Here is a 12,126-nt window from a genome sequence, read left to right as displayed (position 1 = left end):
TCCAGAGGTCGCGCCCATGCAAAAGCTCACCATCCGCCGTCCTGACGACTGGCATCTGCATTTGCGTGACGGAGCCATGCTCGAAGGCGTGATCGGCGATACTTCCAGGCATTTCGCCCGCGCCATCATCATGCCCAATCTCGTGCCGCCCGTCGTGACAACGGCGGACGCCACTGCCTATCGCGAGCGCATCCTGAAAGCGCTGCCGGCCGGTGATCGCTTCCAGCCGCTGATGACGCTCTACCTCACCGAACATACCAGCCCCGACGATGTCGAGGAGGGCAAGAAGAGTGGCCTGGTCACGGCGGTCAAGCTCTATCCGGCGGGCGCGACGACCAATTCCCACGGCGGCGTGCGCGATCTGAACAAGGCGATGCCGGTGCTGGAGCGCATGGCGAAGATCGGCCTGCCGCTCTGCGTCCATGGCGAGGTGACGACACCGGAAGTAGATATTTTCGATCGCGAGGCCGTGTTCATCGAGACCGTGCTCGATCCGCTGCGCCAGCGCCTGCCTGACTTGAAGGTTACGATGGAACATGTGACCACGTCGGACGGCGTCAACTACATCAAATCCGCAAAGGCAAACCTCGCCGGCTCGATCACGACGCATCATCTGATCATCAACCGCAACGCCATCCTCGTCGGCGGCATTCGTCCGCACTATTACTGCCTGCCGGTCGCCAAGCGCGAAAGCCATCGCCTAGCGCTGCGCGCGGCTGCAACGAGCGGCGACACCAGGTTCTTCCTCGGCACGGATTCGGCTCCCCATGTCGATCCGTTGAAGGAATGCGCCTGCGGTTGCGCCGGAATTTATACTTCGATCAATACTATGAGCTGCCTTGCCCACGTCTTTGAGCAGGAAGGCGCGCTGGACAAGATTGAAGCCTTCGCATCGCTGAACGGACCCGCCTGGTATGGGCTGCCGGTCAACGAGGACAGTATTACCCTGGTGCGTCGCCTTGATGCCGTGACGTTCCCGGCCAAGATCGAAACGGGCGCCGGCCCGGTCACCGTCTTCGATCCCATGTTCCCCCTGCATTGGGATATCGAAGGCTGAATTTAGGTTCAGGTTATATAAGTAAAATCAAATTTACACGCAATATTGTAGTAATGCATGCGTATTTGCCGCGATATGGAGCGTATATTTTACTGATATATATTTTCTTTATTATTTGCCGTAACTAATTTGATACCCCTTGAAGCCTAGCGTGTCATCGATCCCCTGCGGTAGAAAATGCAACCGTTGAAAGAGCATGATGCTGGTCGATTATAACTCCCTACTTCTGGCCCTCGGCGTTTCCGCGTCCTGCCTCGCGGTCACATTGGTCGGAAGCTGGTTTTCCCGCCGGCCCGATACCTTTCTCCTGACGTGCTCTGCCGGCCTTGTTCCTATCGTCGCCGGTATCTTCATCTACGGCTCCTATGTCGACCAGCCGCGGCCGATTCTTGCCATCCTGACGTTCGTGCTGTTTTTCATCGGCTTTGCGACCATCTGGATGGCGGGGCATCAGTTCCGCACGAGCCGTCTCTCCAAACTTCGCTTCGCTCTCGGCTGCCTGACCGGCATCGGCGCTTCGGTGGGACCTATGCTCGCCGGCTACGACGGGCTGGCCTTTATCGGCGACAATATCGTCATCAGCGTGCTTTTGCTTCTGACGGCGCGCGAATACTGGCTGAGCCGGCGTGAAGCGCCCACGCCTCTTTACGGCATCACCGCGCTTTACACGCTAACCGCCATTTCCTTTGCGCTCTGCGCGGCTGTGTTGATCGCCGATGGCAAGCTCGTGCTTGGCCATGCGCCGGACAATTGGGCTGAAGATGTCAGCCTTGCCGTCTGCATTGCCGGGATGACCGGGATCGGCGCATTGTCGCTTGCGCTGCACCAGTGGCGCCAGGCTGCGTTCCACCGTCAGGAGGCGATCACCGATTCCCTGACCGGGCTGCTGAACCGCCGGGCCTTGTTCGATCTCTACGGTCGCCGCAGCTTCGGCCCGTCCATGGCCGTCATCATCTTCGACATCGACCGCTTCAAGACCATCAACGATCAGCACGGTCATGCCACCGGCGATCTCGTGCTCAAGCTTTTCGGCCAGGAGCTCGCCTTCGGTCTGCGGCCTTCCGACACGGTAGCGCGTCTGGGAGGCGAGGAATTTGCGCTCGTTCTCGACAATGCGCTGCCCGGTCGCGCGGAGCAGGTCGCCGAGCGGGTCCGTGAAGCTTTCGCGGCGCGGTCGATCAGCATCGACGACAAGACTTTGGTCTGCACCGTCAGCGCCGGGGTTGCCACCGGCACAGTCAAGGGCCTGGGCTTCGACGATGTCCTTCGTGCCGCCGACAAGGCGCTCTACGAGGCCAAACGCAACGGCCGCAACCGTATCGAGGTTGCGGCCTATCTGCATGCCGTCTGAAGCAATTCCAGGAAAAGTGCATAGCGGTTTTCCGTCCGGAATTGCGTAGAAATAAAAGGCTGAAGCGCGTTGCGATCTTTCAGAACAGGGCTTTCACGAAGGCGCAGGCGGCCAACAGGGAAGCCACCGTGCGGACATGGTTCCACCGGACCCAGTCGCTGAGATAGGTCGACCATAGCTGTGCCGACTCTGCGGAGTGGCCGTCGAGCTTGTCGAGCGCGTCGTTCAGCGGCACATTGAACACCATCGTCGAAAGAAAGCTCGCGACGATATAGAGCGCCGCACCCGCCAGCATCAGCATGCTGATGCTACCCCGCCAGTAGAGAATTGCCATCACCGCGATGAAGAGCGACAGAGCGGCCGTCAGCAGGAACAGCACGATGAAGGGCGAGCGCACGATCGTCGTGTTGATCGATTGCATGGCGGCGATCCCCTGGTCGACGGGAAGGCGGGCGAAGGCCTGCATGATGAAGGTCGAAAAGGCGAAGTAGACGCCCGCGAGAAGGCCGCTGCCGAGTGCCGCGACGATGAGGGCGATATTGGTGATCGGAAAGGTCATGACTGGACACTCCAGATGCCGGTTGCGGCGGTTTGACGGGCATAATCGGAAAAGCCTTTCGGCTGCCTGCCGAGGATTTGGCTGACGCCGTTCATAACAGGCGAGTTGCGGCCGTCGAGCACCTCCGTGAAAAGTTCATGCAGGAGATCGGTCGTCTCCAGCGGCAGACCGTAGGCAGTCATCTCGGCGATGAAAGCATCGATCGGAACTGTCTCGTATCCGATGGTCCTGTCGGAGGCCGCTGCGATTTCGGACACCGCCTGGCGAAAGCTTAGGGCGCGAGGTCCCGTCAGCTCGTAGGTCCGGTTGCGGTGACGGGGATCCGTGAGAGACTCGACAGCCGCGTCGGCGATGTCGTCGGCATCGACGAAAGGCTCCGGCACATCGCCTGCCGGCAACGTCAGCTTCCCCTGTAAAAGTCCGTCCATGAAGGCCCCCTCGCTGAAATTCTGGTTGAACCAGCTAGCGCGCAGCACGGTATAGTCGATACCCACGGCCTTGAGTTTCTCCTCGCTACGGACTGCACCATCCTCGCCCCGGCCGGAAAGCAGGACGATATGCCCGACACCGGCTTCAACAGCCGTCTTGGCAAGGGTCGCGATGGCCTCCGCTGCCCAGTCGACCGAAAGGTCCGGCTGGAACGTGACATAGGCGGCGGAAGCGCCTTCCAGCGCCTGGTGCCAGGTGCTGCGGTCCTGCCAATCGAAGCGGGGTGTCGTCGAGCGGGACGCGGCGCGAACCGTGATGCCTCGCTCGTTCAGGCGTTCGGCGACGCGGCCGCCGGTTTTTCCTAATCCGCCGATGATGGCGATGGTCGAGATCTGCATTTCTAACTCCTCCTGCACAAAATGTGATAAATTCTCTCATTTGCGAAATGTGATAAACTCTCTTATATAGCTTGTCAACGGTCACAGGCAGGGAATGACATGACGCAGGAACCGATCGCGAGACGCAGGCGCAGCAAGGACGAGGCAGGCACGCCGCGCCGCATACCCAGCCAGCAGCGCGGCCGCGAGCGGGTGGAGCTGATCCTTTCAGTGGCATCCGAGTTGATTGCTAGAAACGGCAGCGATGCGCTGCGCATGGGCGAGATCGTCGAGAAGGCCGGCGTATCCTTCGGCTCGCTCTACCAATATTTCCCGGACAAGACCGCGATCATCCGTGTCTTGGCGGAGCGCTTCAACGAGCAGGGGCGGCAATGCGTCGAGGACGAGCTGGTGGCGATAAAGAGTGCCGATCAGCTCCAGGCCGCCCTTGGGCGCATCGTCGATGGCTATTACGCGATGTTTCTCGACGAGCCGGTCATGCGCGACATCTGGCACGCGACCCATGCCGACAAGCTGCTGCAGCAGGTCGATGCCGAGGACATGGAATGGCATTCGCAGGCATTTCTCACTGTTCTCGAGCGCCTCTGGCCTGAGCGCGACCAAGGGGAACTCGCAAGGATCGCCCGATTGACCATGCAGCTGGTCGCCGCCGCCGTCCGTTATGCGATTTCGATCGAACGGGAAGAAGGCGACAAGGTCATCGCGCTGTTCAAGACAATGCTCCCCGCCGATCTCGGCGCGCTGCGATGATCGCTCCCGGCCGCCTTTACCCGCAGCGACCACGACATATCCGCAAAAGCTTCTATTCGTCTGGAAACTCGGGCCGCTTGCTGCTATTGCCGCTGGAACATTAGCGCTGCGAAGGAGGCCCCGCATGACCCAGATGACATTTACCGATCGCGCCATCATGGCTGAGTTGGTGGCCAGGATGCTTTGGGAGATCAAGGCGGTCCATTTCAGCGCCGACAAGCCCTATAAGCTTGCCTCCGGCATGGCGAGCCCGGTCTATATCGACTGCCGCAAGCTGATCTCCTATCCGCGCATCCGCTCGACGGTCATGGATTTCGCCGCAAGCATCATCGTGCGCAATGCCGGCTTCGAGCAATTCGACTGCGTTGCCGGCGGCGAGACAGCGGGCATTCCCTTCGCCGCCTTCCTGGCCGAGCGTCTGAACCTGCCGATGATCTATGTCCGCAAGCAGCCGAAGGGCCATGGCCGCAACGCCCAGATCGAAGGCGATATGAAGGACGGCGCCCGCGTGCTCGTCATCGAGGACCTGACCACGGCCGGCGGCAGCATGTTCACCTTCATCGATGCCATCCGCGCGGCCGGCGGCATCGTCGATCATGGCATGGCGCTGTTCTACTATGGCATCTTCCCCGAGGCGGAAGAGCGCTTCGCCAATGGAAAAGTCCGCCTGCACCACATCGCCACCTGGCGCGATGTGCTTGCCGTTGCCAAGGAGCAGAAGCTGTTCGACGACAAGACGCTCGAGGAAGTCGAGGCCTTTCTCAATGCGCCGCTCGCCTGGTCCGGACGGAACGGCGGCATTTCGCAGCTGCCCACAAACTGACGCTTTGCTTTTGCACTGAATCTATCTAATCGATTTATGTAACTGGACACGACAGACGCGCTCTTTGGGAGGCCGGAATGATATTGTGCTGTGGCGAAGCTTTGATCGACATGTTGCCGCGGGAGACGACGCAGGGCGAGAAGGGCTTTGCGCCTTACGCCGGCGGCGCGATCTTCAATACCGCGATAGCACTTGGCCGTCTCGGCGTTCCCACGGGCTTCTTCACCGGCATTGCCGACGACATGATGGGCGAAATCCTGCGCGAGACGCTGTCTGCCTCCAAGGTCGATTTCAGCTATTGTGCCATCACGCCCCGCCCGAGCACGATCGCCTTCGTCAAGCTCGTCAACGGCCAGGCGACCTATGCCTTCTACGATGAAGGCACGGCCGGCCGCATGATCACCGAGGCGGATCTCCCGACGCTCGGGGACGATTGCGAGGCGCTCCATTTCGGCGCGATCAGCCTGATCCCCGATCCCTGCGGCGCGACCTACGAGGCGCTGATGAAGCGCGAGCATCAGAACCGCGTGATCTCGCTCGATCCGAACATTCGCCCCGGTTTCATCAAGGACAAGGCCGCGCACATGGCGCGTCTCAACCGCATGGTCGCCATGTCCGATATCCTGAAGTTCTCGGATGAGGATCTGGCATGGTTCGGCATCCCCGGCGATCATGATGAACTCGCCGCGCATTGGCTGGCCAAGGGCGCAAAGCTCGTCGTCGTCACCAAGGGCGCGGAAGGCGCAACCGGCTATACCAAGTCGCTGAAGGTCTCGGTTCCGAGCGAGCGCGTCACCGTGGTCGATACGGTCGGTGCCGGCGACACTTTCGACGCCGGCATTCTGGCGTCGCTGAAGATGAACAACACACTGACCAAGGCGCAGGTGGCTTCGCTCGACGAGAAGGCCTTGCGGGATGCCCTCGGGCTCGGCGCCAAGGCTGCGGCGGTGACCGTGTCGCGCGCCGGCGCCAATCCGCCCTGGGCAAGTGAGATCGGGGTTTGATTGTTCGTCGACCTTGAGATGGGGTGGAGAGCCTGCACCCCCCTCTGTCACTGTCGTGACATCTCCCCCACAAGGGGGGAGATTGGTAGCCCGTGGCGCTCTCTTGCAACAAGCAAGCCTCGCAGCCGTTGAGAGAGCGTTTTACATTCGTAAGACGTGCGGCAAACTCCCAACGATCTCCCCCCTTGTGGGGGAGATGTCCCGACAGGGACAGAGGGGGGTATGCCCACCACATACTCAAACGATGAGATTGAGCTGTGACTTAACCCTCCCCTTGAGGGGGAGGGTCGGCACGCAGTGCCGGGGTGGGGTGATCCTTCGGGCGATGAACCATTTCACCCCCACCCGCCGCTTTGCGGCGACCTCCCCCCTCAAGGGGGAGGTGTTGTTCTACCGCACCGGCGCGACCAGCGAGAAGAACGCGCCTTGCGGGTCGGTGGCCTGGACGATCCAGCTGCCGCCGGGGACCTCCATGGGGCCATTGACGATCGCGCCGCCGCCTTCGGTGATGCGGGTGATCGCCGCATCGATCGCTGGGACATTGATGTAGAAATTCCAGGCCGGCATTGGCATTTCCGCCGGCTTGGTCATGATGCCGCCGAAGTCCCGGTCGCCGATCTTGAAGATCTTGTATTTGCCCATCGGCCCCATGTCGAAATCGGAGCTCAATTCCCAACCGAACATCTCGCTATAGAAATCGAAGGCCTTCGGGCCGTCGTTGGAATAGAGCTCGTGCCAGCCGAAATAGCCCGGGGTAGCGGGCGCCGCGGGCTCCCAATCCTGGCCCGGCAGCGGCGTGAAGAGGCAGAAGGCGGCGCCGTAGGGATCAGAGACGACCGCGAACCGGCCGACGCTTGGAATATCCGTCGGCTCGCGATAGATCTTGCCACCCTTGGCAGCGACCGTTTTTGCCGCCTCGTCGACATTGGGAACACCGATATAGCCGGTCCAGCAGGGCGGCGTGCCCATCGCCTTTGCCCCCTCCGGCAATATCATCAAGCCGGCGATAGGACCTGCACCGGCGCTGAACAGCGTATAATCCATGCCGACTTCCGGCATCCCGGCATCCGCGGCATCCCAGCCGACAACCTTGGTATAGAAAGCTTCGGCCGCTTTCATGTCCGTCGTCATCAGCTCGTACCAGACAAAATATCCCTTCTCAGCCATGATATCTCTCTCCCTATTGTGATTGTTGCGGTCATCCGTCTCGTCCTGAGCCCGATGTCGGCGCAAGCGCATCATGGCCGATGAAAATGACGGCCGAACGATGGTCAATCGATCGATCCGTCGTTCCTCGGCAGGCAGGCTCCAAATCTTAACTAGGCGCAAAGCACAAGAATTCGAGCCCTTGCGCCACATAGCATGAATTCAGCTGCCTCAATGGCAGCAGGAATCCGCCTTCGCCACATCCTGATATTCGTCGTGGCGACGCACGAAATCCATGGTGTGGCCTTCATTCCGGCCCTTCGGCGCATTGTCGAGGATCATCAGCGTACCGATCATTTCCTCGCCGCCGCGGGCATAGCTGGAATAGGTGTGGAAGATATTGCCGGCTTCATCCTTGTAGAAGGCGCTGAGACCAGGCAACTCGTCATTGCCGTCGGCGGCGTCCATATCGTTGAAATTATAGAACACCTTTTCACCGGCGAGCTGCTCTTTGGTGAAAGAGACGTGATAGTCGAAATTGAAATCGTTTGAGAAGGACGACACCCAGGGGAATTTCCAGCCCATGCGTTTCTTGTAGGCCTCCACCTTCTCCAGCGGCGCGCGGGACACCGCAACCAGCGTAACATCGTGGTTGTTGAGATGCGGAAGCGCTCCATCGAAATGATCGGCGAGGAATGAGCATCCGGGGCAGCCGGCCTCCCAATCCGGACCGAGCATGAAGTGATAGATGATCAGCTGGCTGCGGCCATCGAAGAGATCCGCAAGCGTCCTCTTGCCGACCGGCGTGTCGAAAACATAATCTTTATCGACCTTTACCCAAGGCAAGGCCAAGCGTTCCGCATTGACGCGGTCGCGAAGATGCGTTGCCTCCTTCTCATTGGCGAGCAGTTGGCGGCGGGCTTCGAGCCACACTTCCCTGGAAACGACCTGGTTCATTGTCAGCGCCCTCCTCCGGCGTTTTCATTCCCAAATCTTGACAAATATATTGATATCAATATTAATGAATCATGTCAAACTCAGTCGAAATCCCTTTTGAAACCACACTGTTAGTGCGCGATACCTGCCTCTGCCTTCATGTGCAGCGCGCCGCGCGCGCTCTTGCCCGCCGTTTTGACGAAGCCCTGAGGCCGTTTGGGCTGACCAACGGCCAGTTTTCGCTGATGATGTCGCTAAACCGGCCCGTGCCGGCATCCATGGCGTCGGTCACAGCACTCCTGGCAATAGACCAGACGACGCTGACGGCGGCCTTAAAGCCACTGGAACGGCGCGGGTGGATCAACATCGTGCCTAATCCCAAAGACCGAAGAGCCCGCCTTCTCAGCCTCACGCCATCCGGAAAGGCAGCGCTGGCCGCCGCCGTGCCGGCCTGGAAGACGACGCATGCGGCCCTCGAAGAGCGGCTGCCCGACGGCAATGGCGACCGCTTGCGCCGCGACCTTGCTACTCTGCTCTGAACGGCAGCTCCGATAGCCGGGGATCGTCATCGAAATCCTGCCTTTCGAAACCGATGCGACGCCGGGGGAATTCACAGAGCGCCTGCACGCCGACGCGCGACAGCCGGATGCGCCAGGTCTGACGCTCCACCGGCTCGCGCGCGGAAAAGGCCCTGGCCGTCAAGAGTGCGATGTTCCTGCCGCCCCGAGGATCCCGAACGGATCGATAGAGGATCGCTTCGATGCCGCCGGCCCGCGCCGCTTCGGCAAGCGACTGGCATGCCTCGTAGTTGACCGGATCGGTCCAGTGCTGCCGGTCGCGATCCAAGGGAGGCATGGTCAGCTCGATCGCTGTCTTCGAGGCGATCGCCGCGGCAAAGGCGGTATATTCGGCGGCATTGGCCGGCAGCGGCGTGTCGGGGGAATCGCGGAAAAAGAGCAATCGATAGAAGCTCATCTCCGCCAGGGCCGTCTCCACCTGCTCGGAGGCGTAGAAAACGCCGAGCGTGCGGCCGGCGCGACGGAAACGAGAGCCGTGCGGATAGATCGCACCATAGCGGAAGGGTGTCGCGAGTAGATAGTCGAAACCGGCGCATTCCGGCGGCAGGACCGGCTTGCTCTCCTCCAACAGACTTTCGAGAAGCGTCTGCTCCTCAAGCGTATCCACCAGCTTCAGCGTCGAGACCTGATGCTGCGATTCCACCAGCCGCCAATAACGGCCGGAAATGGCCCTTGCCTCAAATGAGAGCGCGGCGGGCGTCCAGATAGGCAAGGACATCGGTCAAACCAGAAATCGAGACAATCTTGTCGATGGGTGCCGCGCCGAAGGCGAGATTGCCGTTGCGCAGCCATTGGCGGGCCACAACTTCGTCGCCCCCCACGATGGCATCGAGCGAACGGAAGAGACGAACGAAAAGCACGGCCAACTCGAACGGCTTGCTGTTGCGCTCCAGCAAATGATCCTGCCGCTTCATGCGCGACACCGTCGCTTCAGAGACGCCGATGACCGCAGCCAATATGCGGGCGTTCAGCCCCAGCCGCTCGGCAGCATTGACAACCGCCTTGGTGATGACGAGCGCTTCGCCAGGTTTTGCCTGGCCTATTGCCTGTGCCATTGTCATAGCCACATCCTTTCCTAGGAAAAAATATAGCATATTTCTTGCAAAAGAAAAGGAGCGGGGACGAGATCCCTGCTCCCTCATCGGCTTTATCCGTCTTTTCCAGATGGCGTATGCGGCGATCCGCCTCAGACAACCGTAAACGGCACTTCAGTCGAGGTGCGCATGGCGTGGCTGTAGGGGCATACGATATGCGCTGCCGCGGCAAGCTTTTCAGCCTCGGCCTTGTCCATGCCGGGGATATGGACCGCCAGAGACACTTCGATGCCGAAGCCGCCGCCATCCGCGCGCGGGCCGATCCCGACGGCCGCGGTCACCTTCGCGTCTTCCGGAATCTTGACCTTCTGCTGGCCCGCGACAAATTTCAGGGCGCCCAGGAAGCAGGCGGAATAGCCGGCTGCAAACAGCTGCTCCGGATTGGTGCCCGTGGCGCCGTCGCCGCCAAGTTCCTTCGGCACGGTCAGCGTGACGTCGAGGACGCCGTTTTCGGAAACCGCATGGCCGGCGCGGCCACCCGTGGCAGAAGCTTTGGTGGTGTAGAGAATTGGCATGTCATGTCTCCTTTTCGTGTTGGATAGCGATTATATACATCACGATTTAATCGTGCACAATATGTATTTTTTGCAATTTGATTTTGCAAAGTGAATTTGTGACAATGCCGGCAACAAGAAAAATGGCGGAGCAGCAATGACGGACAAGGCAGATGGGCAGACCATGATACCCGACGAGGAAAAGCGGCTGGAAAGCCAGCTTTGTTTTGCCGTCTACAGCGCCGCGCATGCCTTTAACCGGGCCTACAAGCCGATTCTCGATCGTGTCGGCCTAACCTATCCACAATATCTCGTCATGCTGGTGCTCTGGGAAAAGGGCAGCCTGTCGGTCAAGACCATCGGCGAGAAGCTGGATCTCGATTCCGGAACACTGTCGCCATTGCTGAAGCGGCTCGAACAAGCCGGCCTGATCAGCCGCGCGCGCGATCCGAAGGATGAACGGCAAGTGATTATTTCGCTGACGGAAAAGGGCACGGGCATGAAGCGCCAGGTTGGCGCGATCATGGATGCCATCGGCCAGGCGACCGGCTGCGACATGGCCGAAATGGCCAATCTGCGCGATCAGCTACAAAAGCTGAAGATCAATCTGGCGGCAGAATGAAGCCTGAGGCGCAAGAGCCACTTCACCCTTAAGATGTCGGGAAAATCAAAAGGGCGCCGATAGGCGCCCATTCAATCATATTCGATCAGCCCGTCACGAGGATCGGCGCGCGCTCCGGCACGCGATCGTAGAGATCGATGACATCCTGGTTCAGCAAGCGGACACAGCCGGAAGATACGGCCTTGCCGATGGAGCGCCAGTCGGGATTGCCGTGCAGGCGGTAAAGCGAATCCTGCTTGTCTTCGAAAATATAGAGCGCACGCGCGCCGAGCGGATTCTTCAGACCTGGATCCATGCCGCCATTGGCGATGGAAAACTTCACAAGCTCCGGCTGACGGGCGACCATTTCGTCCGGCGGGTTCCAGCGCGGCCACTTCTTGCGCCACTGAATGACGCCGCGGCCCTGCCAGGCAAAGCCCTCGCGGCCGACGCCGATACCATAGCGCATTGCCGTGCCGCCCTGTTCGGTGACGTAGAGCATGCGCTCAGTCGTGTTGACGATCACAGTACCCGGCGCCTCCCCGGTCGGATCTACGACGCGCTGGCGATAAAACCGCCGGTCGATCTGCTGGTAGGGAACCGGCGGGATATGGAAACCGCCATCGTCCATGGCCGCATAAATTACGGCCGGATCCGGCTGCTCGCCATCATAGCTGGAGAACCAAGTGCGGAACGGCCTTGGTGAGCCGGTATATTGCACCGGGCTGACGACAGGGCCGTTATCGATGGTGGAGGCACAGCCGGCGAGCGTCGAAACGGCGCCGATACCGGCAAGGGCGAGAAAATTACGTCGGGATAGAGATGAAGGCAGACTCATGTCGACAGCATCGTTCCTGTTGAAGGGAAAGCAAGAATCCATAGCACACAAGCTGATTCGGCTCCCCG

15 protein-coding genes are annotated in these 12,126 nt (G+C 60.2%); 7 read left to right on the top strand and 8 right to left on the bottom strand.

The genetic code is table 11. The features are described 5' to 3' along the window. Window positions 1-16 precede the first annotated feature (16 nt). Together pyrC and ACPYOP_RS04165 are read left to right on the top strand one after the other, a co-directional pair. Window positions 17-1,057 (top strand): dihydroorotase, encoded by a 1,041-nt coding sequence (gene pyrC, locus ACPYOP_RS04170; RefSeq protein WP_481409134.1) that lies wholly within the window; start codon window positions 17-19, stop codon window positions 1,055-1,057. A gap of 199 nt (window positions 1,058-1,256) precedes the next feature. Beyond that, window positions 1,257-2,408 (top strand): GGDEF domain-containing protein, encoded by a 1,152-nt coding sequence (locus ACPYOP_RS04165; RefSeq protein ID WP_481409314.1) that lies wholly within the window; start codon window positions 1,257-1,259, stop codon window positions 2,406-2,408. Between the two features lie 79 nt (window positions 2,409-2,487). On the opposite strand, the gene ACPYOP_RS04160 is transcribed toward ACPYOP_RS04165, so the two are convergent. Both ACPYOP_RS04160 and ACPYOP_RS04155 read right to left on the bottom strand, forming a co-directional pair. Continuing rightward, window positions 2,488-2,967: an anthrone oxygenase family protein gene (locus ACPYOP_RS04160; RefSeq protein WP_481409133.1), complete on the bottom strand. Its 480-nt coding sequence runs from the start codon at window positions 2,965-2,967 to the stop codon at window positions 2,488-2,490. Further along, the gene (locus ACPYOP_RS04155) at window positions 2,964-3,794 is read right to left on the bottom strand and encodes an SDR family oxidoreductase (protein ID WP_481409132.1); all 831 of its coding nucleotides are present in this window, start codon (window positions 3,792-3,794) and stop codon (window positions 2,964-2,966) included. The genes ACPYOP_RS04160 and ACPYOP_RS04155 overlap by 4 nt, the downstream gene beginning before the upstream one ends. Window positions 3,795-3,893: 99 nt before the next feature. Here ACPYOP_RS04155 and ACPYOP_RS04150 point away from each other — a divergent pair, with 99 nt between their 5' ends. From ACPYOP_RS04150 to ACPYOP_RS04140, 3 genes are all read left to right on the top strand, one after another. Next, window positions 3,894-4,544 carry a TetR/AcrR family transcriptional regulator gene (locus ACPYOP_RS04150; RefSeq protein WP_481409131.1) on the top strand — a complete coding sequence of 217 codons (651 nt, stop codon included), beginning with the start codon at window positions 3,894-3,896 and terminating at the stop codon, window positions 4,542-4,544. A gap of 124 nt (window positions 4,545-4,668) precedes the next feature. Continuing rightward, complete coding sequence (locus ACPYOP_RS04145) at window positions 4,669-5,367, top strand: orotate phosphoribosyltransferase (RefSeq protein ID WP_481409130.1); 699 nt, start codon at window positions 4,669-4,671, stop codon at window positions 5,365-5,367. Window positions 5,368-5,444: 77 nt separating this feature from the next. Continuing rightward, window positions 5,445-6,371: a carbohydrate kinase family protein gene (locus ACPYOP_RS04140; protein WP_481409129.1), complete on the top strand. Its 927-nt coding sequence runs from the start codon at window positions 5,445-5,447 to the stop codon at window positions 6,369-6,371. A gap of 390 nt (window positions 6,372-6,761) precedes the next feature. Here ACPYOP_RS04140 and ACPYOP_RS04135 read toward each other — a convergent pair whose 3' ends face one another. Then, window positions 6,762-7,538, bottom strand: coding sequence for a VOC family protein (locus tag ACPYOP_RS04135; protein ID WP_481409128.1), 777 nt, complete (start codon window positions 7,536-7,538; stop codon window positions 6,762-6,764). A gap of 210 nt (window positions 7,539-7,748) precedes the next feature. Beyond that, the gene (locus ACPYOP_RS04130) at window positions 7,749-8,474 is read right to left on the bottom strand and encodes a DUF899 domain-containing protein (RefSeq protein ID WP_481409127.1); all 726 of its coding nucleotides are present in this window, start codon (window positions 8,472-8,474) and stop codon (window positions 7,749-7,751) included. Window positions 8,475-8,545: 71 nt separating this feature from the next. Between ACPYOP_RS04130 and ACPYOP_RS04125 the strand changes: the two genes are divergently transcribed. Then, window positions 8,546-8,992 carry a MarR family winged helix-turn-helix transcriptional regulator gene (locus tag ACPYOP_RS04125; RefSeq protein WP_481409126.1) on the top strand — a complete coding sequence of 149 codons (447 nt, stop codon included), beginning with the start codon at window positions 8,546-8,548 and terminating at the stop codon, window positions 8,990-8,992. On the opposite strand, the gene ACPYOP_RS04120 is transcribed toward ACPYOP_RS04125, so the two are convergent. The 3 genes from ACPYOP_RS04120 to ACPYOP_RS04110 form a co-directional block, all read right to left on the bottom strand. Continuing rightward, on the bottom strand, window positions 8,979-9,749 hold the full coding sequence (locus tag ACPYOP_RS04120) for an RES family NAD+ phosphorylase (protein WP_481409125.1): 771 nt from the start codon (window positions 9,747-9,749) through the stop codon (window positions 8,979-8,981). The two genes, ACPYOP_RS04125 and ACPYOP_RS04120, sit on opposite strands and share 14 nt — an antisense overlap. Next, entirely contained in the window at window positions 9,709-10,092 is a 384-nt protein-coding gene (locus tag ACPYOP_RS04115; protein ID WP_481409124.1) for an antitoxin Xre-like helix-turn-helix domain-containing protein, read from the bottom strand. The genes ACPYOP_RS04120 and ACPYOP_RS04115 overlap by 41 nt, the downstream gene beginning before the upstream one ends. Window positions 10,093-10,217: 125 nt before the next feature. After that, on the bottom strand, window positions 10,218-10,640 hold the full coding sequence (locus ACPYOP_RS04110) for an organic hydroperoxide resistance protein (protein ID WP_481409123.1): 423 nt from the start codon (window positions 10,638-10,640) through the stop codon (window positions 10,218-10,220). Between the two features lie 136 nt (window positions 10,641-10,776). On the opposite strand from ACPYOP_RS04110, the gene ACPYOP_RS04105 reads away from it, so the two are divergent. Beyond that, complete coding sequence (locus ACPYOP_RS04105; protein WP_481409122.1) at window positions 10,777-11,241, top strand: MarR family winged helix-turn-helix transcriptional regulator; 465 nt, start codon at window positions 10,777-10,779, stop codon at window positions 11,239-11,241. Between the two features lie 85 nt (window positions 11,242-11,326). Here ACPYOP_RS04105 and ACPYOP_RS04100 read toward each other — a convergent pair whose 3' ends face one another. Then, window positions 11,327-12,058 (bottom strand): L,D-transpeptidase family protein, encoded by a 732-nt coding sequence (locus tag ACPYOP_RS04100; RefSeq protein WP_481409121.1) that lies wholly within the window; start codon window positions 12,056-12,058, stop codon window positions 11,327-11,329. Window positions 12,059-12,126 lie beyond the last annotated feature (68 nt).

The sequence above is a fragment of the Rhizobium sp. KNZ2-6A genome, assembly GCF_056755475.1.
This window is presented reverse-complemented; position numbering and strand designations above follow the sequence as displayed.